Source organism: Brevibacillus sp. AG (genome assembly GCF_028369215.1).
GTDB lineage: Bacteria > Bacillota > Bacilli > Brevibacillales > Brevibacillaceae > Brevibacillus > Brevibacillus porteri.
In genome coordinates, this window is the sequence record NZ_JAQMYO010000008.1 from 166,233 (window position 1) to 191,359 (window position 25,127).

Annotated in this window: 23 protein-coding genes; 13 read left to right on the forward strand and 10 right to left on the reverse strand. The window is 46.8% G+C overall.

What is annotated here, in order from left to right:
- The first annotated feature begins 95 nt into the window (after window positions 1-95).
- A complete protein-coding gene (locus POF51_RS21865; protein WP_069850675.1) occupies window positions 96-890 on the forward strand; it encodes a glycosyltransferase family 2 protein in 795 nt (264 codons plus the stop codon).
- On the opposite strand, the gene glf is transcribed toward POF51_RS21865, so the two are convergent.
- The gene (glf, locus tag POF51_RS21870; protein ID WP_318533233.1) at window positions 891-2,042 is read right to left on the reverse strand and encodes a UDP-galactopyranose mutase; all 1,152 of its coding nucleotides are present in this window, start codon (window positions 2,040-2,042) and stop codon (window positions 891-893) included.
- A 76-nt stretch (window positions 2,043-2,118) separates the two neighbouring features.
- Between glf and POF51_RS21875 the strand changes: the two genes are divergently transcribed.
- A complete protein-coding gene (locus POF51_RS21875) occupies window positions 2,119-3,855 on the forward strand; it encodes a phospho-sugar mutase (RefSeq protein WP_271756059.1) in 1,737 nt (578 codons plus the stop codon).
- 6 nt (window positions 3,856-3,861) lie between these two features.
- Here POF51_RS21875 and POF51_RS21880 read toward each other — a convergent pair whose 3' ends face one another.
- Window positions 3,862-4,569 carry an FkbM family methyltransferase gene (locus tag POF51_RS21880; protein ID WP_069850683.1) on the reverse strand — a complete coding sequence of 236 codons (708 nt, stop codon included), beginning with the start codon at window positions 4,567-4,569 and terminating at the stop codon, window positions 3,862-3,864.
- A 227-nt stretch (window positions 4,570-4,796) separates the two neighbouring features.
- Between POF51_RS21880 and POF51_RS21885 the strand changes: the two genes are divergently transcribed.
- From POF51_RS21885 to POF51_RS21910, 6 genes are all read left to right on the forward strand, one after another.
- On the forward strand, window positions 4,797-5,663 hold the full coding sequence (locus POF51_RS21885) for a hypothetical protein (RefSeq protein WP_244521805.1): 867 nt from the start codon (window positions 4,797-4,799) through the stop codon (window positions 5,661-5,663).
- Window positions 5,664-5,788: 125 nt separating this feature from the next.
- Window positions 5,789-6,760, forward strand: a complete 972-nt coding sequence (locus POF51_RS21890; RefSeq protein WP_069850689.1) for a GDP-mannose 4,6-dehydratase — start codon at window positions 5,789-5,791, stop codon at window positions 6,758-6,760.
- Window positions 6,761-6,802: 42 nt separating this feature from the next.
- A complete protein-coding gene (locus POF51_RS21895) occupies window positions 6,803-8,038 on the forward strand; it encodes a glycosyltransferase family 2 protein (RefSeq protein ID WP_271756062.1) in 1,236 nt (411 codons plus the stop codon).
- A gap of 30 nt (window positions 8,039-8,068) precedes the next feature.
- On the forward strand, window positions 8,069-9,025 hold the full coding sequence (locus tag POF51_RS21900) for a GDP-L-fucose synthase family protein (RefSeq protein WP_106836743.1): 957 nt from the start codon (window positions 8,069-8,071) through the stop codon (window positions 9,023-9,025).
- On the forward strand, window positions 9,022-10,128 hold the full coding sequence (locus POF51_RS21905; RefSeq protein ID WP_069850695.1) for a glycosyltransferase family 4 protein: 1,107 nt from the start codon (window positions 9,022-9,024) through the stop codon (window positions 10,126-10,128). The genes POF51_RS21900 and POF51_RS21905 overlap by 4 nt, the downstream gene beginning before the upstream one ends.
- A 27-nt stretch (window positions 10,129-10,155) precedes the next feature.
- The gene (locus tag POF51_RS21910; protein ID WP_069850697.1) at window positions 10,156-11,595 is read left to right on the forward strand and encodes an FkbM family methyltransferase; all 1,440 of its coding nucleotides are present in this window, start codon (window positions 10,156-10,158) and stop codon (window positions 11,593-11,595) included.
- A gap of 51 nt (window positions 11,596-11,646) precedes the next feature.
- Here POF51_RS21910 and POF51_RS21915 read toward each other — a convergent pair whose 3' ends face one another.
- The 6 genes from POF51_RS21915 to POF51_RS21940 all read right to left on the reverse strand — a co-directional run bounded on the left by POF51_RS21915 (window position 11,647) and on the right by POF51_RS21940 (window position 17,429).
- On the reverse strand, window positions 11,647-12,534 hold the full coding sequence (locus tag POF51_RS21915) for an NAD-dependent epimerase/dehydratase family protein (RefSeq protein ID WP_069850699.1): 888 nt from the start codon (window positions 12,532-12,534) through the stop codon (window positions 11,647-11,649).
- Window positions 12,535-12,570: 36 nt separating this feature from the next.
- A complete protein-coding gene (locus POF51_RS21920; RefSeq protein WP_069850702.1) occupies window positions 12,571-13,164 on the reverse strand; it encodes an FkbM family methyltransferase in 594 nt (197 codons plus the stop codon).
- A gap of 14 nt (window positions 13,165-13,178) precedes the next feature.
- Window positions 13,179-13,958, reverse strand: coding sequence for a glucose-1-phosphate cytidylyltransferase (rfbF, locus tag POF51_RS21925; RefSeq protein WP_069850704.1), 780 nt, complete (start codon window positions 13,956-13,958; stop codon window positions 13,179-13,181).
- A 24-nt stretch (window positions 13,959-13,982) separates the two neighbouring features.
- The gene (gene rfbG / locus POF51_RS21930; protein ID WP_017247452.1) at window positions 13,983-15,074 is read right to left on the reverse strand and encodes a CDP-glucose 4,6-dehydratase; all 1,092 of its coding nucleotides are present in this window, start codon (window positions 15,072-15,074) and stop codon (window positions 13,983-13,985) included.
- Window positions 15,067-16,470 (reverse strand): sugar phosphate nucleotidyltransferase, encoded by a 1,404-nt coding sequence (locus POF51_RS21935; RefSeq protein WP_271756066.1) that lies wholly within the window; start codon window positions 16,468-16,470, stop codon window positions 15,067-15,069. The genes rfbG and POF51_RS21935 overlap by 8 nt, the downstream gene beginning before the upstream one ends.
- Window positions 16,471-16,583: 113 nt before the next feature.
- Window positions 16,584-17,429, reverse strand: coding sequence for a hypothetical protein (locus tag POF51_RS21940; RefSeq protein WP_069850708.1), 846 nt, complete (start codon window positions 17,427-17,429; stop codon window positions 16,584-16,586).
- 207 nt (window positions 17,430-17,636) lie between these two features.
- Here POF51_RS21940 and POF51_RS21945 point away from each other — a divergent pair, with 207 nt between their 5' ends.
- Window positions 17,637-18,485: a DUF1698 domain-containing protein gene (locus POF51_RS21945; RefSeq protein WP_069850710.1), complete on the forward strand. Its 849-nt coding sequence runs from the start codon at window positions 17,637-17,639 to the stop codon at window positions 18,483-18,485.
- 123 nt (window positions 18,486-18,608) lie between these two features.
- Window positions 18,609-19,796, forward strand: a complete 1,188-nt coding sequence (locus POF51_RS21950) for a glycosyltransferase family 2 protein (RefSeq protein ID WP_069850713.1) — start codon at window positions 18,609-18,611, stop codon at window positions 19,794-19,796.
- Window positions 19,797-19,800: 4 nt separating this feature from the next.
- Here POF51_RS21950 and POF51_RS21955 read toward each other — a convergent pair whose 3' ends face one another.
- Window positions 19,801-20,148 carry a DUF1360 domain-containing protein gene (locus tag POF51_RS21955; RefSeq protein WP_017247447.1) on the reverse strand — a complete coding sequence of 116 codons (348 nt, stop codon included), beginning with the start codon at window positions 20,146-20,148 and terminating at the stop codon, window positions 19,801-19,803.
- Window positions 20,149-20,243: 95 nt separating this feature from the next.
- Here POF51_RS21955 and POF51_RS21960 point away from each other — a divergent pair, with 95 nt between their 5' ends.
- Window positions 20,244-21,341, forward strand: coding sequence for a peptidoglycan-binding protein (locus POF51_RS21960; RefSeq protein WP_069850715.1), 1,098 nt, complete (start codon window positions 20,244-20,246; stop codon window positions 21,339-21,341).
- A gap of 55 nt (window positions 21,342-21,396) precedes the next feature.
- Here POF51_RS21960 and POF51_RS21965 read toward each other — a convergent pair whose 3' ends face one another.
- On the reverse strand, window positions 21,397-22,794 hold the full coding sequence (locus tag POF51_RS21965) for a hypothetical protein (RefSeq protein ID WP_271756069.1): 1,398 nt from the start codon (window positions 22,792-22,794) through the stop codon (window positions 21,397-21,399).
- A 135-nt stretch (window positions 22,795-22,929) separates the two neighbouring features.
- On the opposite strand from POF51_RS21965, the gene POF51_RS21970 reads away from it, so the two are divergent.
- Window positions 22,930-23,814 carry a glycosyltransferase family 2 protein gene (locus POF51_RS21970; protein ID WP_069850720.1) on the forward strand — a complete coding sequence of 295 codons (885 nt, stop codon included), beginning with the start codon at window positions 22,930-22,932 and terminating at the stop codon, window positions 23,812-23,814.
- Window positions 23,815-23,922: 108 nt separating this feature from the next.
- Window positions 23,923-25,125, forward strand: a complete 1,203-nt coding sequence (locus POF51_RS21975; RefSeq protein WP_069850722.1) for a hypothetical protein — start codon at window positions 23,923-23,925, stop codon at window positions 25,123-25,125.
- Window positions 25,126-25,127: the final 2 nt, after the last annotated feature.

Here is a 25,127-nt window from a genome sequence, read left to right on the forward strand (position 1 = left end):
ATAAACTAATGAAAGCAAACCGTTGTCAATGATCAATAAGGAGGTAGGCAGGTGACAGATATTTTAAAATGATCAAAAGAGGGGGTTTAACCGCCATGTCGCTCATTACTGTCGTGATTCCAACCTATAATCGGGAAAAGTATCTTCCGACAGCCATCGAAAGTGTGTTGAACCAAACGCACAAGGAATGGAAGCTCCTCATTGTAGACGATGCCTCTACTGACCACACACAGACAATCGTAGAAAAGTACCTCGATGATCCCCGCATTCACTACGTGCTACTCCCTGAAAATTCAGGGATCGGCAAAACAATGGCGGCTGCTCTTGAACGAATTAACACGCCCTACTTTGTCTCACTTGATTCGGATGACTGGTTCGACGAAAAGACCTTGGAAATTTTGTTGGATGAAATGGAACGCCAGCCCGAAACCACGAACGTCGTGTTCTCCAACACCGTTTTTTGGAAGGAAGTGGGTGACACGCGAGAACTGTCCGAAATCATGCGGCCTCCGATCTATGAAGATAAGTATGATTACTTGGAAGCTCCGATGGTTTGGCCTCGTTTTTATCGGACACAGGCGGTTCGTGATGTCGGTGGATTTGAATGTGATGATCCGATGCAGGGAAGGTTTTCTCATGACAAGTACATGTTATTAAAGTTGATTGGAACAGGTGATATTCACTGGGTCGATGCGAACCTCTATCATTATTTGATTCACGAGAGCAACAATTCCCACACAAAAAACTGGCCGCAATGGACAAAAGCAAGAAAGTACATCCTTACAAAAATCTTGAAACTGTGGGGCGACGAGTACGAGCCTGCCTTTGTTTACACACCCGAGGGATGGATCTATGTGAACGAGCTCATTCCGAAAGAAAAGCCTTCCTAACTATTCTGTGACAATCTGCTTAAACAAGGTCAATGCCCGTGCCACTGCTTGATCCATGTTGTAGTATTGATAGTCCGCGAGTCTCCCGGCAAAAAGCACCTGATCTCGTATTTGCTCCGCCTCTTGTTTATAGAGGCTGTACCGTTGGCTGTTTTCCTTGCGAGGAATTGGATAATAAGGCTCGTTTTCGCCAGGTGAATACGGCTGTGGATAGACGAAGGATATGGTTGTGTGAGGAACGACTTGACCTGTGAGGTGCTTTTGTTCGAGGATTCTGGTGAAATCATACTCATTGGGGTAATTGACAGTCCCCACTTCTTGGTACCATTCCTTTTGATGCGTCTCAAAATGAAAGCGCAGGCTTCGATAAGGCAACTGTCCATGCTTATAGCCAAAAAAGGAATCGATCGGGCCTGTGTAAATCATACGTTTATACCTGATTTCATCCGCAATTTCTTGATAGTCCGTATTGAGAAGCACCTTTATTTTCGGATGGTCGAGCATGCGTTGAAACATTGTCGTAAAGCCATGCAACGGAATTCCTTGATACGTGTCCTGAAAATACCGATTGTCCCTGCTGACATACACAGGAACCCTTGCGGAAACAGACTGATCCAGCTCCTCCGGCTTCAAATCCCATTGCTTAATCGTATACCGATGAAATACTTTTTGATAAATGTAATCAGCCAAAAAACCTAGCTCTTCATGAGCACTATCCCGTAGCTTCAGAATCGGAATCTTCGCCCCGAATCCATATTGACGGATCAGTAAGCTCTCCAGTTTCTGCGCATATTGCGGGGAAAACAAAGCAGACAATGCATTCAGATTGAAAGGCAATGGTATTTTTATGCCATCGACATAGGCACGCACCTCATGGAAGTACGGCCTCCACTGCGTAAAACGCGACAAATAGTCCCAGACCAGCTTGGAATTCGTATGAAAGGTGTGCGAACCGTATTTGTGAATCAGTATCCCCTGCTCATCATAGCAATCATAGGCATTTCCTCCGATATGATTGCGTCCCTCTACCACCAACACTTTTTGATCAAGCCCGTTGGCAATCCGCTCTGCGAGTGTAGCACCCGTAAATCCAGCTCCGACTATCAGCCAATCCACCTTCATGTTAGACTCACATCCTCCAGTCTTAATCACATCTACTCACTCCCTCACCATTTCGTTAATACCCTAGTAAATGATGTCGTACTCTACACACGGGAGTGAACTCTACATGAATGCAAACTGGCACGCACACTATACACGCTGGAACGAGTGTGAATCCCTCGATCCAGAGCTTCGTCAGCAGTTAACCGCCATGCACACTGATGAAAAGCAGCTTGCGGATTGCTTCTCTGCCCCGATTGCATTTGGAACCGGAGGCATGCGCGGGGTCATGGAGCCCGGAATAAACCGCATCAACTTATACACGATTCGCAAAGCGAGCGCAGGGCTAGCTCTTTATTTGCTCGAAACATACCCGGATCTGTCCGTCAAAAAAGTCGTCATTGCCTATGACTCACGGAAACACTCACAATTGTTTGCCACAGAAACCGCCAAAGTTCTCGGTCAGTATGGGATTACTACATGTATATTCAATCAACTGACTCCTACCCCTCTGCTTTCCTTTGCTGTACGACACTATTGCGCGTGTGCTGGCATTGTCATTACAGCAAGCCACAATCCTCCCGAATATAACGGCTACAAAATTTATGGCGCAGACGGGGGGCAAATTACGCTCGCGACAGCCGAACGACTGATGGAACATATCGTTGTAGCCGGAAATGAACTCGAAATCACCCCAGCCGATGAACAAGAGCTGTACAAAAATGGACTTCTCCGCTACATTGACGATTCTCTCTTGCATGCGTATTTGGAAAAAGTAAAGCAATTGCGCGTCCACCCAGACTTATCTCCTGCGATCCGGGAGCAAGTGAAGATCGTCTTTACTCCCCTGCACGGCACGACGCATGACTCGATCACACGTGGATTGAAATTGTTCGGGTATAAACAAGTGAGTGTCGTTGAAGAGCAAGCTGTCCCCGATCCTAACTTTTCGACTGTAGCCTCGCCTAATCCCGAAGAGCCTGAAGCCTTTCGATTAGCGATTTCATACGCCAATCAGGTGGATGCCGACGTGATCATGGGGACGGACCCTGATGGAGATCGCCTCGGTGTACTCGTCAAAAATCAGGCAGGAGACTACAGCGTCCTGACAGGGAATCAGTTGGGAGCCTTGCTTCTTCATTACCTGCTGGAAACCAAACAAAAAAAGGGGGAGCTCCCCTCTAATGGCATTGTATTGAAAACAATCGTCACCTCTGAAATGGGCAGAGCCATTGCGACAGACTTCGGTGTATCGACAGAAGACACTTTGACAGGCTTCAAATATATTGGCGAAAAAATCGAAGCCTACGAAAAAAGTGGAGCGTACGTCTTTCAATTTGGTTACGAAGAAAGCTACGGATACTTAATCGGCGATTTTGTCCGGGATAAGGATGCCGTACAAACTGCTTTGTTGCTGGCTGACATGTGCGCGTATTACAAATCTAAGCACAAAAGCCTCGATGACACACTGAATGACTTATTCATTCGTTACGGTTATTATGCGGAAGAGCTGATTTCTTTCACGTGCAAAGGAGGAGATGGTATGCAAAAAATATCGGCAACGATGTCTTCCCTGCGCAGTCAGCCACCTTCCCAAATCGCCTCCCACCCCATCATAGCCATCGAAGATTATGCCAGCGGACTCCGCACAGACTGTCAAACACGTACATCCACACTGCTCACCTTGCCTGCTTCGGATACGATCAAATACTTTTTCCACGATCATTCGTGGTTTTGTGTCAGACCCTCAGGCACGGAGCCCAAGATCAAAATTTATTTAGGGGTGAAAGGAACGAGTAAGCAGGATAGTCAAGAAAGGCTTTTCACCTTGAAACAAGCTGTCTTGCAGATGCTCGAATTCTAGTAACGACTAGATTTCCAAGTACGGACCGGATTGAGGAGGATGTCCGCCCGCGACTGTTCCGTACCGAGGAGGATGATAAGCTTGTTCTGCTGTTCGTTCAGGAAAACCGGATTGGAGAAGCAAATCGCGTCTTACAAAAAAAGCGTTGACGCCCTTTGAATCTGTCCCTACCAAGGCATATCCCAACCTGGTTCCCAAAATGGCCAAGGAACTCAAGCTGGCACCATAGTAGGTAGTGCCACCCCATTTAAAATCAGGCTGATAGGCAATCACCATTTTTTGTGGGGGTGGAAAAGCAGCATTGTACTCAATAACAACAAGCCGCGGTGTGTAAATAGAAAGAGCTTGCCATACCCAGTAGTCATTGCCGTCAATGTCGATGGAGAGCAGATCAAATTCCTTTGGAACACCATTTTCTTCGAATAACCGAGAAATATTTTCTTTCGTGATCAACTCATTCTTGATGATGACCTGGGGATAGGCAGCATAATCAGCAGACATTTTATTGCAACTGTTCAGATCGCCTTCCATCGCCAATCCGCTCCACCCATGCTGCGTGACGAGTTTTTTTATCATGCATTCCGAGCCATCTCCAACTCCGAATTCTACACAATAGCGATTCGTAGTTCCGATTCGCGAAAATATTTCTTCAATGATACCGTCTTCTCCATTTTGGGAATACACTCGTTTTTCATATTGGTTTAACACATCCATTCTTGCCATACCTCCATTCACAACGTCCCTCTTTACGTATCTTATTTATCTTTTTGCGGATAGGATTGGTCATTCAATGAACAGGCTGCAAAACAGGCTATTTGCACGCCTCTCATACAAAATATTCCACGCAAGAGGCGCCTGCCGTTTCAAGGCCCTCCTCGGGACATATATTAGGAGAAAGTTTACCAATAGGAGCCTATCAGACATTTTGTAAGACAGAGGAGATGTGTATCTTGAGTTTGCCTATTGTGTTTATTCACAGAACGGCTGAAGAGCATGTAGGATTATGCGTGCAACAGGCGAAATACAGCAATCCTTCCTCGCGTGTCATTCTTATTGGAAAGCCAGAAACCAAGCAACTTAGTACCGAAAATACGGAGCACTACCTGTTGAGTAAGTATTTCAAAAGCGCCCAAGCTTACTCTTTTGTTTACAAGCACTCCTCCCCCACCCCCTACGAATACAATCTGTTCTGCTTCCAACGCTGGTTTATTCTACGCGATTTTATGAGGAGTCAGGGTATCGATCGTTGCTGCTACCTGGACTCTGACGTGATGCTCTACACCGACATCAGCAAGCAAAACGACAAGGATTTCCACGATTTCACATTCGAGTTTACCTGGACAACAGTGTGCGACTTGGATAAACTCGATCAATTCTGCGAATACACCACCAAATTTTTCCGCGATCCTCTACACTATGAGAACTTGCTTCAATTTGCAAAAGAAATCGGTGATGTTCCTATTTCAGATATGGTATTGTTTACTCTTTTTCACAATTACGCACTTCGCCGTGGCGCTACGTACGGCTTGGTTGCAAACGGCTTTTTCGATCATAATCTCAATTGTCCGTTTGCCCCATCCTGTCCGCAAGCAAACAGCTTGGAAACGAAGAAACAGATCTATCAAAAGGACGGCATGCTCTTTTGCAAAATAACAGAGACGAATAACTACCTCCCAGCTCATTCCTTGCATTTTCAAGGACATGCAAAAGGATACATCCCCTATTTTCGCTCACAAGACATCCCGAATACAGATGATTACATGTATTTCGACTATCCGACCTGCAAATGGGTGCGAGCCGAGCCCTAATCCCAATAAAATTCCCTTTGGAAACGAGCTGTGCGCCGTGCCATTTTTCACGTTTTTCCATATTCATAATATGTTAAGCTGTTCATCCTTCGCTATGAGCATCATGGACAGGGGGGATTCGACTCATGAAGGCATTGATTACCGGAGTAACGGGATTTGCCGGCAGTCACTTGGCTGAATATCTACTGTCGCGGGGGGATGTGGATGTTTACGGCACATTCCGGTCCCTTACCAAAAAAGAGCAGCTGGGGCACCTGATGGACCGCGTGCATATGGAAAACTGTGAATTAAAAGATCCCCAATCTGTAAATGAACTCATCCAGAGAATAAAGCCTGATCTCCTTTTTCACCTAGCTGCCCAAAGCTTCGTCCCCACCTCGGTGTCGTCTCCTGCAGATACGATGGTGAACAATATTGTCCCACAGTTAAATTTGTTCGAGGCGGTACGCAACCATGCTGTTCCGTGCAAGATTCAAATCGCTTGCTCCAGTGAGGAATATGGTTTGGTCTATCCGGAGGAAATCCCTATTAAGGAGACCAATCCCCTCCGTCCCCTCAATCCATACGCAGTCAGTAAAATTGCCCAGGATTATCTCGGGTATCAATATCATCACAGTTACGGTCTGGCGATCATCCGTACCCGTACGTTCCATCATACAGGGCCTAGAAGAGGCGAAAGCTATGTCACCTCCAATTTTGCCAAACAAATAGCCCAAATTGAACTCGGTCTACAAGAGCCAAAAGTGCACGTCGGCAATCTCGGGGCAATTCGAGACTTCACGGATGTACGGGATATTGTCAAGGCGTATTGGTTGGCGCTTACTCGAGGCGAACCAGGAGATGTATACAACATATCCGCTGGTACTCGCTATACCATCGAGGACATGTTGAAGACGTTGCTGGCACTGACCGATGTGCAGGTGGAAATACATGTCGACACTGATCGACTAAGGCCCTCCGATGTAGATATCGTATTGGGTGACTCTTCGCTGTTTCGAAAAAAGACTGGGTGGGAGCCCGAAATCTCCTTCCAGCAAACGATGGAAGATTTATTGAATTACTGGCGCTCTGTGCTACGCCAACATAACAGCTCTTGAAAACGTCGAGTGGATGTTTAGAAAAAATCAGGAGGAACCTCTATGTCCATGCAATCCCTTCCTCTCGTGAGTGTTATCACCCCTTCATACAACCAAGCAAAATTCATCAAACGAACAATTGATAGCGTACTGACGCAAGACTATCCCCATATTGAGCTTATCGTGGTTGATGGCGCCTCAACGGACGGTACAGTGGGCATCTTGCAGCAGTATAGCCATCTGCAAGACCGCTTCCGCTTCGTTTCCGAACCTGATCGCGGCCAATCCCATGCCATCAATAAAGGATTGCAAATGGCACGTGGTGAGATTATCGGTTGGCTCAATTCGGATGATACGTATTTTCCCGGTGCCATTCGAAAGGCTGTGGCAGCCTTGCAGCAGCATCCTGATTGGGGCGTGGTATACGGGAAAGGGCTCCATATTGATGAGAATGACAAAGTAAAGTATCCGTACATTTGGGTAGAGTTTGACCGAAAAAAATTGTTTAATTTCAACCTCATCTGCCAACCCGCTGCTTTCCTGCGCAAACATGCCTTTGAAGCAGTTGGTGGTGTAAATGAAGAACACGACTGGTGCATGGATTACGATCTGTGGAACCGAATCTCCCTGCATTATCCGATTGGTTCGATACCAGAGTTTTTGGCCAATTCCCGCTTGTACAACGCGTGTAAAACGTACGTTTATGAATTGGAGCCAGGCTTTTCCGAAATTTTGAAAACAAGCGTGAAGCATCATGGCACCATCTCGAATGAATGGCTCTATCACTATACGCAGAAGCATTACAATCAAGGAGCATTTTGGTTTCTCCACAAGCTAAAAGCGTATCATGCGTTCGGTCCCTCTCCTCAAATCATCGCATCCAACCGCTACTCAGACGCATGGGCTCCCCAAAACCTGCGAATGACCATCGAAGCCAGCCATGGACCGATGCACGCTTTGCTTATCAAAGGAAGCAACCATAATACCGCCCCTCTCCTGCATTTCCATGTCATGAGGAATGGGAAACTCGTACACAAATTCCAAGTTACCCACGAGCGTTTTCAAGTCTTGATTCCCATTACCTCAGAGGGACAGCGATGTGAAGTGAGTATTTTTTGCAGCCAGCAGATCCTTCAGAGCCACCCCAACAATCCTAAAGTCAAACGATCTATCAGCTACCACCTAGAAGAAGTCCTCCCTCTTTCTTATGAGGAGTACCAATTTTATCAGGAATTCACCAAAGGCAAGGCCCAAATCGAACAATGGGTAAATCGCAGAGTCCCATCGCCTCGAACATGAATGCGGACGAGAAAGGCAGGTTGACACGAATTGAATCTGGCGAAAAAACGGATTGTGGTTACTGGTGGATCAGGATTTCTAGGAAGCCACGTCGTTCATCAATTGCGCAAATTGGACTGTACGGACATCTTCATCCCTAGAAGCCATGAATACGATCTTCGCAAAGAACATGATGTGAACAAGATGTTGCAAGATTTCCGTCCCGATATCATTCTTCACTTGGCTGCCGTCGTCGGCGGTATCGGCGCGAATCAAAAAAATCCCGGAAAATACTTTTACGATAATTTGATCATGGGGACCCAGCTTATAGAGCAATCCCGGTTATTCGGTGTCGAAAAATTCGTAGCCATCGGAACCATTTGCTCCTATCCGAAGCATGCTCCCGTACCGTTCCAGGAAGAAAATATATGGAATGGTTACCCTGAAGAAACCAATGCTCCGTATGGCTTAGCCAAGAAAATGATGCTGGTACAATCGCAAGCTTATCGCGAGCAATACGGGTTCAATTCCATTTATTTGCTCCCTGTCAATTTGTACGGTCCAGGCGACAACTTCGATTTGGAAACCTCTCACGTCATCCCTGCCGTCATTCGAAAATGCGTGGACGCTATACGAAATGGTGAAAAGAAGATCGTGCTCTGGGGATCAGGGAGCGTGACGAGAGAGTTCATCTATGTCGAAGATGCGGCACAGGCGATTATTGCTGCTACACAGCGCTATGATCAATCGGAACCGGTCAATATCGGCTCCGGCCACGAAATTTCCATAAAAAATTTAGCCGAAATCATCAGGCAGCTAAGTGGCTTCCAAGGAGAGATCGAGTGGGATAAAACCAAGCCTGACGGACAACCGCGCCGCCTGCTGGATGTGACCAAAGCAAAAGAACGGTTCGGCTTCGTGGCACAAACTTCCTTACTCGCTGGCTTGGAAAAAACGATCGCTTGGTACATGGCACATCCTCACGTACAAGGGAGGATTCCTACATGAGAGTCGGAATCAATCTGATGTCAGTGATTCCTGGCAAAATCGGCGGGATGGAACAGTATGTCAGGAACTTGCTGGCCTACTCGATGAATGCTGGGGACGGCCATCAGTGGTTTCTTTTTTTATCGTCACACAATTTCCATACCTTTGAGGCGCAAAAAAATGTGCGCAAATTCATGATCCCCGACCACGGGAATGCACACGCGATGCTTCATTTCTGGATTAACTCCTTGCAGTTGAATTTGTGGTTTTGTCCGTTGCTTGTCTTGAATCCAACCGATGTCACAATCCCTTCTGTTATCAACATTCCTGATATCCAGCATGAGTATTACCCGGAGTTTTTCGATCCTCATTCCTTGCGCTGGCGAAAAGACAACTACCAATCGTCTGCACAGCGTTGCAGTGCCGTGCTGACTCTCTCGGAGTTTTCCAAACAAACGATCCTCCAAAAATTCGAGCTTCCTCCGCACAAAGTACATGCGATCCACCTGGATGCTTCGCGGGAATTTTCCTTGCCGCATAACGAGGCACTCAATCAACAGGTCATACAAAAGTATACGCTGCCCAGTGGCTACGGCTTTTTCCCTGCGAATACATGGCATCATAAAAATCACCTGAATGTATTCAAAGCACTCGTCACTTTGCGAGATAAACACAATATACGGATTCCCATGGTTTTCACTGGTTTTGCTCAAGAGGCTCATCAGAACGTCATGAATTACATCACGAATAACCAGCTGTGGAACCAAGTCAAGTGGCTCCACTACGTACCACAGGAAGAGATGCCTTACTTGTATCGGAATGCCCAGTTCCTTTGCTTCCCTTCCCTTTTCGAAGGCTTTGGCATACCGCTGGTAGAGGCCATGAAGTCCAACATTCCAATCGTTTGCTCCAATGCAGGGAGCATTCCTGAGGTGGTAGGTGACGCTGCTCTCACCTTCGATCCGAATATTTCCGACGATATCGCGGTGAAACTCGCCCATCTTTATTTGTCACCTGACGCAAGAGCAGAGCTGGTTGCCAAAGGCATCCATCAAGCCAAGCACTTTTCGTGGGAGAAATGCGCGCGCGAAACGCTGGCTGTCTTTTCTTCCGTCGCACGCTAATGTCAATTGAAAGGAGGTCATCTTTGTATGTCACGCATGCAGCAAATTCGGGAGACGTGGAGGAAGGAGCGCCGAATCCCGTTTCCATTAACAGAACAAGAAACGTGGGATTTTTGGATATTGGAAGCACCGACAACCGATTTGAAAAAGTCGAAGATCAAACATATAGCAAAAACGATGGGCATACGCACATTGATCGAGACAGGTACGTTTAAGGGCGACATGTTGCAAGCGATGAAAAACCATTTTGACTTGCTCGTTTCCATCGAGCTGGATGAAGCCTTGTTTATAGCGGCAAAAGAGAGATTTTCAGGCGACAGCCACATCCATATCCTCCACGGTGACAGTGGAACAGTATTGACCAACCTGATGCACTCTGTTACATCACCTTGCCTGTTTTGGCTGGACGGTCATTACATCCCCCGCTCAACTGAGGCAGCCAAAGGAGACCTAGACACCCCAATCTTGCATGAGCTGGCTGCCATTCTGCAGCATTTTGTTCAAAATCACGTCATTTTGATTGATGATGCTCGTTGCTTTATTGGTCCCAATCCATTGTTGAACGATTATCCCACTATCCAAGAACTACGAGAATTCGTTCATTCTATTCGTCCCGACCTCTTATTCGTCGTAGGAAATGACATCATCATGATCTACAATCCACTTGAAGGAGCAACGAATTCGATGAAGAAAGTTGACTTTCACCTGCCGTTTGACAATCAAACCTTTACCGTCTATGGGGACGGCTCTGATCAAAGCGTCCTGTACTTTATGGATTATTACAAAGGATACTATGAAGACTACGTTATCCTTCCTCTGAAAAAAATCGTACAACCTGACCATGTTTGCCTAGACATCGGTGCGAACATCGGTCCGATCTCACTCGCTCTGAGCTATCTTGCGCCCCAAGGCAAGGTGTACGCATTCGAACCCTCCGATGTCAATTATCCTTATCTCCTGCGAAACCTGTCCGAGAATCACATCACCAATGTCGAACCACTCCAGCTCGGAATAGCAGACCGGAACGGGAACATCCATTTTAAAGACGACCCGCGTGGAGGCGGATGGTCTTATATCCCGCATGAGCCAGAAGACGTGGAGAAATCCACCCAATTCATATCATGTGTCCGGCTGGATGACTGGGTAGAGCAGAATATGATATCGCGCATCGACCTCATTAAAATTGACGTGGAAGGCTCGGAGGTCATCGTCTTGGAAAGTGCAATGCGAACGCTTAAGCAGTGGGACCCGGATGTGATCATTGAATTCAACCCAGAGAGCATCAAGGAAAACTTCGGCAGACATCCACTCGTGTTATACACACTGCTGGAGAAATTGTTTACCCATCTTTATATGTTTAAGCGGGACAATACGGTGGTAAAAGTGAAGAACTACAACCACTTACTAGATGAAATGAAACCTTTCCACGCTGATCTGTTCTGTACAAACAAGACTTTCCTCGATTAAGGGCACACGAAAAAACATGGCTGCAGGCTCGCCATGTTTTTTGTTTCGCTTCTATTTGAAAGTGGCCATTACCTTTTTCAAACCTTCCTCCAGCTTCACTTGATGATTCCATCCTAGTGCTTGAAGCGGTCGATTATCCGCTTGTGAATGCAAGATTTCCATATCTGTATAAGCAATCGATCCGAACTTCAGAACCGTGCTTGATTTGGTTATCTGATGAACCAGTTCTACAAACTCGCGGATCGAAGTAGCAGTACCTGTCCCTACCTGGTATTCCGTAAAGCCTGCGGGTAGACGGGCAGCATGCGCCAACAGCACGCGAAAGGCAGAAACAACATCATCCACATAAATAAAGTCCCTTGCTTGCTTTCCTTCTGTAAGCCTTAGTTCAGGCTGATTTTCGAGACAGCTTTTGATGACAGTCGAGACAAATTTATTCGTATTGTCATAAGGACCATACAGATGCTCCAGCCTGACGTTTATGAATGGCAGGGAAGATGTATCTGCTAGGCATTTTCCCCATTCTCGAAACTGACGCTTCGTCAAATTGTATGGTTGTAGATGCTTGGATAATCGGACGGGCGCACTGGAAAACGTATCTGTATTCAGAAAAACAGGGGTGTCAAAGCGCATAGCCGCATCCAGCAGTTTCAGCGGAAAGGTCACATTGGCGTCTACCATCGTGGCATTGCTCTCGTTGTTGCGTCCATAACAGGTTGCCGTATGGATGATCGCATCGATTCTCCCCTGCTCGAGAAAAGGAGCTTCCCATTGACCGCAATCCGTATCATAGGTAATCAAATCAGGTAATATGTCCTGGATACGCGAGCAATCGGAGGTGCTCCTTTTCAAAATGATGACGGTATGTCCGTCCAATCGCAGCGCTTTTACGAGCTGGCTTCCGAGAAAGCCTGTCGCGCCGGTCACAAGTATCTTCATTTGGGATCGCTCCCCTTCACCTGCTTAGCACTCTTCTTATATCCAGTTCAAGTCGATGTTGTGAATTCGTTTTTCTTGCATGACCCTCCGAAAGTGATCGGCTTTCGCTTTCAAGTCTTCGATCAGCCATTCATGATTTTCTACGACGATTTTTTCTATTTGCAGGTGTAAATTTTGCTCCACGATTTTTTCCAACAGTTCAAATTCTGCCCCCTCGATATCCATTTTGATCAATTTGATCGGACGATTGAGCATTTGGATAAACTGTGTCAAATCGATCACCTCTACCTCTACATACTTTTCGGGATTCGTAACTGGATGATTAGTCAGAAGAGAAGAGGCATAAGCAGACCCTGCCGGATCCGTATGGTAGAGATCATGCAAATGCAAGCGTAGCTTATCGTTTTTATGCCAAACCGCTTTGTTTATACATATGACATTGGGATAGGATCCCACCCTTTTTTTCAATTCCTCAAATACGTATGGATTCGGTTCAAACGCAAAGACGAGGGCGCCTTTATCCGCCATTTTTTGAGAAATGAGCCCGTGATTTGCCCCACAATCGATCGTTATGTCCCCGTATCCGATCGGAGAAAAAACCTCTTCACTGTTCTCGTTTAATCCGCCCACTCCTGCTTCCTCCTTCATATTCGGCTGGTTGCCCATGCTGCTTTTCCGGATTTCCACAGTTCTTCCAAGTAGTTTTTATCTCTGAGCGTATCCATCGGATGCCAAAAACCGGTATGCTTGAAGGCCATCAGTTGATTCGCCTTGGCCAAGCTCTCCAGCGGCTCTTTTTCCAATACCGTCTCATCACCCGCAATATAGTCAAGTACGCCCGGCTCCATGACAAAAAAACCAGCATTGATCCAGCCGCCGTCCCCCTTTGGCTTCTCTTGGAATCCTCTTACGGTGTTCCCATTGGCAATATCCAATGCTCCGAATCGGCCTGGCGGTTGAGTCGTAGTGATCGTTGCGAGTTTTTTATGCGTGCGATGAAATTTTACCAACTGTTCAATATCAATGTCGGATAAGCCATCTCCATACGTCAGCATGAATGTTTCTTCTCCCACATACTTCTGTATCCGCTTCACCCTTCCACCTGTCCCTGTGTCTTTCCCCGTATCAATCAATGTGACTCGCCACGGCGCAGCATTATGGTTGTGAAAAGTGACCTGATTGTCATTACGAAAATCAAACGTCACATCAGAATGGTGAAGGAAGTAGTGCGCGAAGTACTCCTTGATCATGTAGCCTTTGTAACCGAGACAGATGATGAAATCATGGAAACCGTACTTGGAATAAATGGACATGATATGACAAATGATGGGCCAATCACCGATCTCAATGAGCGGCTTCGGACGAAGATGCGTTTCTTCTCCAATGCGCGTGCCATACCCTCCTGCTAGGATGACGACTTTCATTGGTTGCCCTCCTTCCTCTGTTGTTCATTGGGTCCTATCTGTATACGCTGCGATTTGGGCCAAACAGATTTCCCTTACGTCTTGCTTTTGCTGATAAGCCTTATGCCAAAAAATGATACTGTCCAAGGTCTGCTCGAGTGACCAGTTGGGCTTCCAGCCTATTACGCTTTTGGCTTTGGAACAGTCCAGCTTTAAATATTGGGCTTCGTGCCACTGTGGATCTGTTCGCTCTGCTTCAAAGCAGGCACCAGCTCCCCATCGCTCACACAACTGCTGGACGATCCACTCTACCGATTTGGCATCTTCCTCATTCGGACCAAAATTCCAGCTCTGGGCGTAATCCTTGCCATTTCCCCACATTTTTTCTGCGAGCATTAAATACCCCTTCAATGGCTCAAGGACGTGCTGCCACGGCCGAATCGCTTTTGGATTTCGGATGGTGATTTTTTCTCCCTTTATCAAGGCACTCAGGCAATCCGGTATCAAGCGATCAAGAGCCCAATCGCCGCCGCCGATTACATTGCCTGCTCGCGCTGAAGCAATAGCTACGCCATGCTGGTGATACCGATCGGGGTGAAAGAAAGCATTGCGATAGGAGGCAGTCACCTGCTCGGAACATGCTTTACTGTTGGAATACGGGTCATAGCCGCCCAATACATCTTGCTCACGGTATCCCCACACCCACTCCCGGTTTTCATAAACCTTATCCGTCGTAACATTGATGATTGCTTTGATTTTCATACCGTTCTGCACAGCCACTCTCGCCGCTTCGAGTACATTCACCGTACCCATGACATTGATTTCGTAGGTTTCCGCCGGATATTGATACGATAGACGCACCAGCGGCTGAGCGGCCATGTGAATGATGATATCCGGGTTTGCTTGGTTGATCGCTTTTTGAACACTTTCCTTCGATCTGACATCATCAATGATCGAATCAACCAATGAGCTGATTTGGGCACACTGAAAAATACTCGGATTCGTCGGCGGCGACAGCGCATACCCTGTTACCTTCGCCCCTAAATGATGCAGCCATAAGCAAAGCCATGACCCTTTGAACCCCGTATGACCTGTGATCAACACTTTTTTGTCTCGCCAAAACGCTGGATCAATCATCGTGATCACCGTGCTTCCCTAACTGCTCCAGGATCGCTGACCACGTCATTCCGAGTCGAACGATATCTTCTTCCACCAGCTGACTTCCCATCTGTACTTCGATGAATTCCAGCTCAGACGTAGCTTTGATTGCATGTTTGGCTCCTACCGGGATTTGCAATACGTTACCTGGTCCAACCTGGCTCAGCTGATCATCCAAAATGAACTCGCCGTAGCCCTCTACGATGATCCATACTTCGCTACGGTGGTGATGGTACTGATAGCTCAAATTTTTCCCGGCGTATACATGGATTCTTTTCGTTAATACTTCCACGTCGTCTTCATTCTTCTGAAAATGCATAACCTGATACCATCCCCAGCGCCGCTCTTCATACATTGGGCGCTTTGTCCAATTCAAAGCCAAATTTTTGACCATATGGCTTTGTTCCTTAGAAGAAACGAGGATGCCATCAGGACTGGCCGCCACGATCATATCCGATAAACCGATGGACACGATAGGTATGTCCAATTCGTTGATAACGTGTGTATTCGTGCAACTCTCATCGATTAAAACCTTACCGATTGCATTCCCGCTCATTTCTTCTGTGAGCGTATTCCACGTCCCTAAGTCCTTCCAGTCTCCGTCATACGGGAGAACGACTACTTTCTCTGCCTTTTCTACAATCTCATAGTCAAAGCTGATGGCAGGCATTTGGCTATATTGCTCAAGCATGCGGTTGTATTCAGTAGGCAATCCTTTTTGCTCCAATTCGCGAATCAGATAACCCAATCGAAAAGCAAAAATTCCACAATTCCATAGGGCCTTCTTTTCTACTAAATCCTGCGCTTGCTCAAGTGTCGGCTTTTCTTTGAAGCTTTTTACTTTTTGATAGGCATGAGGCCTTTCACCCTGACCCGACTCTGATTCCAGCTTTGGAACAATGTAACCGTATTTCGTAGATGGGTACGTAGGCTTCACTCCGATTAATGCGAGATTCGCACCTGATCTGAGTATGACGTTCTCCAGCTCCTTGATCCTGTCCATGAAGCGCTCCTCAACGAATGGATCGACAGGCATGATGGCAATGACTTCATCCGGGTCCATTGTCAAAGCAGAGTACAAATAGGTCACCGCTAAAGCAATGGCAGGGAAGGTATCCCTTTTTTCCGGCTCCACGATCAAAGGAACGCCTTCTCCAAGTTGGCTTTGAAGCAAGTCAACATGCGAACGGCCTGTTGAAATATAAACAGGCTCCGACCAATTGCGGGAGGCTAGCTGCCTCCACACTCGTTGAACCATCGCCTCTGGTTGGGCATGTGCATTGCCTATCAACTTCAAGAACTGTTTGGACCTGACATCATTGGAGAGCGGCCACAGCCTTTTCCCTGAACCACCCGATAGTAATATCAGTTTCACCCAGGCCACCTCTATCCGTTTATCGTGTTGTATGCACCATCTTATGCGTTTGTCGCAGTCGATGCTCTATGATCCAATGAAAATGGTCAAATAACACGAGGGATGATAGAAGCCTATAAAAACTGAATCCATCGATTGGAAATATAATCGAAAATGTAAGAACCTGCTTGGGGGAGATAGGGAGCCGTAAAAAACTTCATATGGTGCTTCGTGTATCCTTGAAAATGAAGAGAAAACAACGGCACAAATTGACTCGTTGCCTTATCCTTGCAGCACAGGACACCATTTATCGAGTAAATTTTCTTAAAGCCATACAAGTTCTCCACCGAAGCAGACTGCTGAATATTGCCGTCAAAAAAGCCATCATGAAACAAGCCGTTCGTCATTTGGTAATCCTTGAATTGCGAAAGAAATAGTAAGGCCAGCACCATGTCTGTAATTAAAGGCTGATTGAATCTGACATGTTCCTTTCTCTGCATCGTGTAATGAACGACTTTCGCGAATGTAATCGGATTGGCAAACTGAGACGTCATGAACTCGCAAAATTGTTCTAGCTTCTGCCTATCTAAGAAATTGGTCCATACGAATTCCATCATAAAGTTGTCAAAGCGCGGATGGTTTACGTCGGTAAACAGCATAACATCCGTATCGATATAACAGCATTTTGGAATCTGATGCTTTTTCATAAACGCCAACAAAATAAACCATCTTTGAAAACAAAATAGATTGTAGTCATAGGGCATGAAATGAATATGTTTATAGACTCTCGTCATTTCGATAGCGGCAGGCATGTAATCGTCTACCATCTCGTGAATGATGCCGTTCATAGCATACCTTCTGTTTCCCCCATTCCCTATCAGATAGACGGGCGAATGGGGATTGCTTCTTTTTGCTTGCTGCAAGCTGTATGTGAGATAATCATCGTCCCCGCGATGGATGATCACGATAGGCAAGGCCATACTTTTTCCGCCTCCTTTTTCTCCCCATACTTTATGTACGTGACAGACAACGAGAAACGGGCATATGCCTTTTTTCCGAAAACATGCATGTTGGCAAGCAACTTTAGACGTGAATAGGACGAAATTAATGCATTTATATCATTTCCCCCAGCACGGTCCGAACATATCGTATAGGGCAAGCACTCTGCAATGAAGGGGGACATGTCGATGGGAAGATTTTGGACAGATCAGGAAATTCTCGATGAGATCAGCAAACGGCGATGGTACCATAAGATCGCGCTGCGACCCGGTATTGTCACACCCGGGATTACGCTTCTGGAAGGTATATGGAATATGACGAGACAATCCAGAGAATACATCCAATATTCGGGGAAACGCGTACTTGATCTCGCTAGTTTTGACGGAATGTGGGCGTTTGAAGCGGAGCAAAGAGGGGCAAGTCTTGTCGTGGCTACGGACTGTATGCAGCCGCTCTATTTGAATTTTGAGTTTTGCAAGAACATCCTGCAAAGCAAAGTTTTGCCGCTGTACAATACCAGCCCATATAAATTATGGGAAGGGCTGCAAGTATTGCTGATGGACGATTTTATTGAACCCCTGCCGTTCCCACATCAAATTCGGCACAATCAATTTGATGTCGTCCAGCATCTTGGTCTGCTCTATCATCTGCGCGATCCGATGTGGACATTGTCACAATGCCGGAGCGTGATTAAACCAGGTGGGCACCTCTTGTTGGAAACTGCCTGTATTTTGGATACAACCCAATCGATCATGGTCTACAACGGAGCTCCTGGACAAATGAACCGGATTTATAAGGACGATACCACTTGGTGGCTGCCGTCCGTCCTTTGCATCGAGGAGATGCTCCGAGGCACACTGTTTGAAATCATTCCTGAATCGATTCGGACCATCCCTTCCGGCAGAATCAACAATTACGATGCGGGTCGCATCAGCCTCGTGGCAAGAGCCATTTCTGGCAAAGAGATCGACCCTAACTGCCACGCGGAATTGCTCCGTATATTCCGCAATCCCGGGATCGTTCCGGACTACCTGTAATCTCCGGGTAAATTGAAATCGGGTGCACAAGATAAACGATGCTTGTGTACCCGATTTTCCATTCTTTCATAGTCTGATGGTAGTGCATGCATTTTTTATGATGGAAAGATGGGAGTGAATCTCGTGTCCCACTCACAGCAACCATTAGTGAGTATCATTACCCCCTCTTACAACCAAGGCCGGTTTATTCGTGAGACCATAAATAGCATATTGACCCAGGACTATGTAAACCTTGAGCATATCGTGGTAGATGGAGGCTCGACTGACGATACCCTCTCCATCTTGCAAGAATATGCACAAAAAGATCCGCGCTTCCGTTTTATTTCCGAACCGGATCGCGGACAGTCTCATGCGCTTAACAAAGGCTTGGCATTGGCAAGAGGGGAAATCATCGGCTGGCTGAATTCAGACGACACCTATGTACCTGGCGCCATTATGAAGGCTGTTCACGCTTTTGCGAGTAACCCCGCCTGGGGAATGCTTCACGGCAATTGCCATGTGATGAACGAGTACGGTCAAGTATCCACCACCTATCCGTCAGAACAGGCTGATTCCAAGAAGTTGTATCAGAGCTGTGTGATTTGCCAGCCATCCGCTTTCATCAGAGCCCACGTCTTCAGGCACATGGGGGGCGTAGATGAAAAATTGCAATTTTGCATGGATTATGACCTGTGGATGCGCATCGCCAAATTTTATCCCATCGGTTATCTACCTCACTATTTAGGAAACGCTCGAATCCACACAGCGTGCAAATCAGCTACCCAATGGCATTCCGTCGGCGTACCTGAAGTCTTACGATCTCTTGCAAAAAATTATTCGTCCATACCCAGCCATTGGATATCGTACGTTCCACAATACAAAGGCATGGGTGTACTCGACCTGTTGAGGCTCTACAAGTCCTTTCCATCCAATACAACCAGAATCACAAGCATGAATCGGGGGATGGACTTGTGGGCACCTCCTGTCCTGCGCGCAATTGTTGAATCAGATCCTTCTGCACCGGCTCAAATGTTGTTAGTAAAGGGCAAAGTCCCTGGCTCCCCCGTAAAATTGCCGAAGCCCATTGTTTTGACTGCGCTGGTGAATGGCGTAAATGTAAAAAGTTATACCGTTGATAAACCCACCTTTGCCCTCGAAATTCCACTCGATCCGAATGCCACGACGGTTCGTGTGGACATCGCGTCTTCCAGTATCGGTGTACCGAGCACTCCTCAAGTCCAGCAAAGAATCGTAGGAGGATACATGGCCGAAGAGATCATTCCTCTTTCGTATGACGAAGTGATCGTGTACAAAATTTTTTCGAGGAGCTAACCTTTCAACTCGAATATAGTTTTGTCTCAATGACAGCCGCCGCTCCGGCTATGGCAAGCAGGAGCAACAACGGATAGGCGGCTGGCACATACATATACAACCCAACGATCAAAGCGCCCACCCAAATTCCCACGCACCAATGGCAGCTCAACAATCTGCCTATCCATTGGCGCACCCTCCCGCCTTTAAATTGAAAGTCCCGAACCATTTGCCCCGACTCATCGGGTACATATAACACCTGATAAAATGGGGTTCGCAGAAAAGACGTGATCTCATCAAAAACAATCAAATGCGTGAGACGAAAGCTTGCCAGCACGAGGATGATTAGGTCGATCCAAGAGAGGTCAAACATTCCACCTCCACCTCTTTCCAATATTTTGTGCTTTTCTCATTTGTTCCACATTTAGTACCATTGTGGTGCGACAAATCAGAGAAAGGCGTGATGAGATGAATCGCAACATAAAGAAAATGGCAACGATCCTTTCCCTGTCGGTCCTCGTTACTATGATCGGACAACCTGCATTTGCGAAAACAAGCTTTACCTCTTTGAAAAAAGGGATGAAAAACTCGCGCGTGCTTGAAGTGGAAAAGATGCTCGATGCACTTCATTACGACTACAAGCTGGTAGTGGACAAGACATACAACAGCTACACGGCTTCTAACGTCAAAGCATTTCAGAAAAAATACAAGCTGACGCAAACTGGGATTGTAAACAAAACCACTTACGATAAACTGAAGAGCGTGTACCAAGCACGCAATCAAGAGAAGCCGATTACGCCGAGCACACCGTCCAAGCCTACTGAGCCCACAGAATCCAATAATTACGTTACCCTGAAATTGGGTGCTAGTGGGGAAAGCGTGAAGGAATTGCAAACAATGCTCGCTGGACTCGGATACAAAGTAACTGCTTCGGGTTATTACGATGAATCTACGCGCTTTGCCGTCATGCTATTCCAGTCACGTAATAAGCAAACTTTGACCGGTGAAGCTGACGCCAAAACCTTTACAGCCATAAAAACACAATACAAGAACAATCCAGTACAGCCTAAACCCGATACGAAGCCGACCGTCCCAACAAATCCAACGACTCCCGTAACACCGAGCAAGCCTGAGCAACCACAAAAACCTGGTGCCGGCACACAAGTTCCTCTTCCCGCTGGTTTGACGGCTGAGGAAAAAGAAATGGTTCAACTCGTGAATCAAGAGCGCACCAGCCGTGGTCTCGCACCATATCAAGTGGACATGCAGTTGGTGAACGTTGCACGTGTAAAAGCCCAAGAGATGGTGAACAAAGGCTACTTTAGCCACACCTCTCCCACTTACGGCTCACCGTTTCAAATGATGGACACTTTTGGTATTCGCTATATAGCTGCTGCTGAAAATATTGCGCAAAACTACTCTGTAAGCAGCGCTCATCAAATGTTCATGAATTCCTCCGGGCACAAAGCCAATATCATGAGTCCGACATACGACTACGTAGCCATTGCTGTCGTGAATGGCGGTCCGCACGGGAAAACATTCGTGCAAATGTTCTTGAAAAAATAGAGGCGCGGAACGGAAAAGCCATCATTTCTACTGAAATGGTGGCTTTTCTTCCATATTAGAAAGACACGGCGATCCGGTTATTTGCCGAAAAGTGCACCGTCTGATCGTTGCACAGTACGACACCCTCGACGACGATTCCCTTCCCCGCTTCTTGTTTCATAAATGAAATCTGAAAGTTTTGGAAGGCTTCCGTCGATTCCGGCGCAATGGTTACAGGTTGGATCGGCGCTATCCAGTATTCCCCTCTCTCCATCGCTTGAGCAAACCAATCGTCTTCCAAGTATCTCCATCCTTTTAAGCCCGATGTACCTTGCACGGCCATCGTCTCCACGAGCTTCGGTGGCAATACCTGCCCTCCCATTTTGATCGAATCGACAGGCGAGACACGCAGGCAAACGATTGGATTTTGAAGTTCAACGTTTCCCGTATTTTTCACCTGAAGCGTCCCAATCAACAGGTACGGCTTCTCAACTGATTCAGAGTGAATCAACGTGTAATCAAAATACACTTCTGCCGTTGTACGCAATTCAACCAGTTCAGGCACTTCTTCGACCGGATGAATGGTCACTACCTGTTCCAGGAGTTCTTCTTCTGCCAAGATCAACAGCTCTTCCCGTTCACTGTCTGACTCGCTGTTTGATTCGCTGTTTGATTCGCTGTTTACTTCACTATTTGAGTCACTATTTGAGTCACTGGCCTCAGCACTCTGCTGGTCACTTTCCTGAATCGTGATTGGTTCCTCTGCCAATGGCTTTTCATCTGCTCCCTGCTGACTTTCCTTATCAGAAGTAAAGAGCATCGTGGAATAAAACAGCTTCAAAATATTGGGAGGTAAGAACGCCATTGGTTGAATGTGTAATCCATTTTGGAAATACTCCAAAACCCCTGACGCTAAGTGTAGCGCAATTTTTTCCGCATAGATCTTACGCATGCTCACTTCCGTATAAAGCGGCAGCTGCAACTGGATGTGAACGATCGATGGTTGCTTTTGATTTTTGGTTACTTTATAGTGACACGGGATTCCTGACTGCTGCATTTCTGTACGTAAACACTTGACTAGATCTTGCCGCTTATCATCCTCCGACTGAAAGAAAATCAGTCTCGGTTTTTCCAGGACTCGCATTTCCTTCAAGCTGAAACGTATGGCGACATCCGTATTTTTCGCCAGAGACGGATTGTTTTGGCTTAAGACAACCTCCATCCCGCTATCAGAAAGAAATTTTTGAACGTTCCCTAATACCTCCCACTCGTAGGCGGTCCCTCCTGAAGAAGATATGCCTGTAAAAAGAACGCAAACTTTTCCTTTCAACCCCGAATCCAGGTCAACTCTGTTATTCGTCGAATCCCACTTCAATTGAAAGCCATTTTTCTTGCAAAATAAACGAAACGCTGGCAGAGCCGCGTACGGCATGGTCCCGCCACGTTGACCACTGTAATATACCTCAACATCCATTCCCATCTCTCCTCACGCACTTTCCTTCAGTCCGCGATATTGTATGAATGCCTAGTGTCCAAAGTGAACATTTTTGGCGATGACTGTTCCGAAGAAGCGCTTTGCGCATACGATGCTACAGAAAGGAGTGGTCATATGCCCACCTCACAAATGCCCCTGATCTCCATTATCATCCCTGTAAAAAATGAGGGGGACAATGTGCGTTCTACCATCACTTCCCTTTTGAATACAAGAACCACGTATCCATATGAAGTGATCGTAGTCGATGATGCCTCAACTGATAACGGTTGTCACTTTCTACAAGGCCACGGGCAAAATGAAAAAATAAAATTAATCACAACAGAAGGCATTGGTGCTGCTGCAGCACGAAACTTGGGCGTAAATCACGCACGCGGCAACTACTTCATTTTTTGCGATGCCCATCTGTCTTTTGAAAACTTTTGGATCGATCGCATGATGGAGCTCATCCTTACAAAAAAAGCAGATGGCGTTGCTCCGGGAATTGCCTCCATGACGGAGCCACATAAAATTGGTTATGGGCAAAATCTGAATCAAAAGCTTGAGATCAACTGGTATCCAAAGCCAACAGGCCCGTCACCGGTTGCGATATTGCCAGGGGGATGCTTCTTGGTCACCAGAGAAGCTTTTATGAAAGTCGGGGGTTTTGACCGTGGTTTTCGCATATGGGGATTTGAAGATATCGAGTTTTCCATCAAAATGTGGCTCTTTGGATATACGTGTCTGGTCCAGCCATCCGTAAAAATTTTGCATTTGTTTAGGCAAGTTCACCCTTACACAATTGCACATGAGCACATTTATTACAATATGCTTCGCATGGCGTACAGCCATTTTAACGAGCAGCGGATTGAGGCAGCGAAAAAACTTGTGCTCTACGCAAATGCGAGTGAAATTGCGGATGATGTGCTGACTTGCGGGGCTGCCGCTCAGCGTGTTCGATACACTGCCCAAAGAAAATTCGACGACAATTGGTTCTTTCAAAAATTTCAAATTCCATTCTGACAAGATAGTGACCTAAAAAATAGGCGCATGCTCAACATGCCAAACTCCCGTTGCCCACATAGTATGTAACTGCAAAGCAAACTCCCTAGGAAAGGAAGGATTCTTACGGTGAAACATCACGTGAAGCCCATTATGGGTCGCCAGCTCCCTACACCGACGCCTACAGCAACTCCTCCTATATCGAACAACCTGCAGGAAGAGTGCATTCGCGTCAATAAGGTGTATGACTGGGTAGTATTAGCGAACAGCTACCGAAACAAGATTGCCCTTCCCGACGATTGTCAAGCTCTGGTAGACGCTGCTATTCGTGCAGGGCAAGATATCACGATCTCCTGCGTTGAGCCAGTTTCTCCTGGTCCTACTTGCAAAGTCGTCAGTATTCGCCGCGAGAACATTATAGTCAATGGAACCACTGTTCGGGTCGGTGTCGTTCGCTTCGTGTTCGGAGCCACTGTGCTCGTTCGCGTCTTCGCAGACGGAACACCTCTCTGCGAATTCACAACGACAGTGCAATTCGATCAGGAAGTCGTTCTCTGCCTGCCTGAACCGCTTGATGAGGACAATATCTTGTGCCGAATCAGTGCTTTCGAGTGCTCACCAACCGGTACTGTTCTCCTCGGTGGCATGGTTCAACTCGACGTCATTGTCTGCGTAGAGATCCAGGTAGAAGCAGAAGTCAAACTGGAAGTATTGGCGAAGTTCTGCTCTCCACGTCCAAACAACATTCCAATTCCATCGCCAACGCCATCTTTCCGTTGCCCGCCGATCACATTCCCACCACAATGCCCACCAATCTTCCCAGTACGCAACTGCGATTGCCAGGCGTCCGTCAACGCGTTGGTACCAAACGTCTCCATTTCTATTGGTATCCCACTCGCCATTGCCGTCGGCACGATCCAGCTCATCGCGGATATCTGCCCAAGCTGCGATCCATCCAGCAGCTCGTTTACCTTTAACTTCTTTGATGCTCTCCTGCCTGATGTCCTTGGCGATCAAAGCTTCAGCTTCTCGCCAACGACGATCAGCTCTCCGACATGCATTACCGTACTGCCTATCCTGCCAATTGTGACAGGTCTGATCGTAACAGGTACTGGTGTCCGGACATTCACAGCAACAGGCGCACAAGAAACACTGACCTACTCTCTGACACTCGCCGAAACAGGACTCGGCCTGCCAGACGTTATCATTCTGACACTCACCGACTCTTCTGGCATCCTCGTCTTCAGTGCTACAATTACAATCGTTCCAGATGAACAATTATTGGTTGCCGATTGCATCACGTTCGGGGATATTGTCATTACCACTCCGTAAGA

Bases quoted from the DNA above. Each gene is read 5' to 3' on its own strand.
- POF51_RS21865 (WP_069850675.1), top strand. From the start codon at position 96: ATGTCGCTCATTACTGTCGTGATTCCAACCTATAATCGGGAAAAGTAT.
- POF51_RS21875 (WP_271756059.1), top strand. From the start codon at position 2,119: ATGAATGCAAACTGGCACGCACACTATACACGCTGGAACGAGTGTGAA.
- POF51_RS21880 (WP_069850683.1), bottom strand. From the start codon at position 4,569: ATGGATGTGTTAAACCAATATGAAAAACGAGTGTATTCCCAAAATGGA.
- POF51_RS21885 (WP_244521805.1), top strand. From the start codon at position 4,797: ATGTGTATCTTGAGTTTGCCTATTGTGTTTATTCACAGAACGGCTGAA.
- POF51_RS21890 (WP_069850689.1), top strand. From the start codon at position 5,789: ATGAAGGCATTGATTACCGGAGTAACGGGATTTGCCGGCAGTCACTTG.
- POF51_RS21895 (WP_271756062.1), top strand. From the start codon at position 6,803: ATGTCCATGCAATCCCTTCCTCTCGTGAGTGTTATCACCCCTTCATAC.
- POF51_RS21905 (WP_069850695.1), top strand. From the start codon at position 9,022: ATGAGAGTCGGAATCAATCTGATGTCAGTGATTCCTGGCAAAATCGGC.
- POF51_RS21910 (WP_069850697.1), top strand. From the start codon at position 10,156: ATGTCACGCATGCAGCAAATTCGGGAGACGTGGAGGAAGGAGCGCCGA.
- POF51_RS21915 (WP_069850699.1), bottom strand. From the start codon at position 12,534: ATGAAGATACTTGTGACCGGCGCGACAGGCTTTCTCGGAAGCCAGCTC.
- rfbF (WP_069850704.1), bottom strand. From the start codon at position 13,958: ATGAAAGTCGTCATCCTAGCAGGAGGGTATGGCACGCGCATTGGAGAA.
- rfbG (WP_017247452.1), bottom strand. From the start codon at position 15,074: ATGATTGATCCAGCGTTTTGGCGAGACAAAAAAGTGTTGATCACAGGT.
- POF51_RS21940 (WP_069850708.1), bottom strand. From the start codon at position 17,429: ATGGCCTTGCCTATCGTGATCATCCATCGCGGGGACGATGATTATCTC.
- POF51_RS21945 (WP_069850710.1), top strand. From the start codon at position 17,637: ATGGGAAGATTTTGGACAGATCAGGAAATTCTCGATGAGATCAGCAAA.
- POF51_RS21955 (WP_017247447.1), bottom strand. From the start codon at position 20,148: ATGTTTGACCTCTCTTGGATCGACCTAATCATCCTCGTGCTGGCAAGC.
- POF51_RS21960 (WP_069850715.1), top strand. From the start codon at position 20,244: ATGAATCGCAACATAAAGAAAATGGCAACGATCCTTTCCCTGTCGGTC.
- POF51_RS21965 (WP_271756069.1), bottom strand. From the start codon at position 22,794: ATGGATGTTGAGGTATATTACAGTGGTCAACGTGGCGGGACCATGCCG.
- POF51_RS21970 (WP_069850720.1), top strand. From the start codon at position 22,930: ATGCCCACCTCACAAATGCCCCTGATCTCCATTATCATCCCTGTAAAA.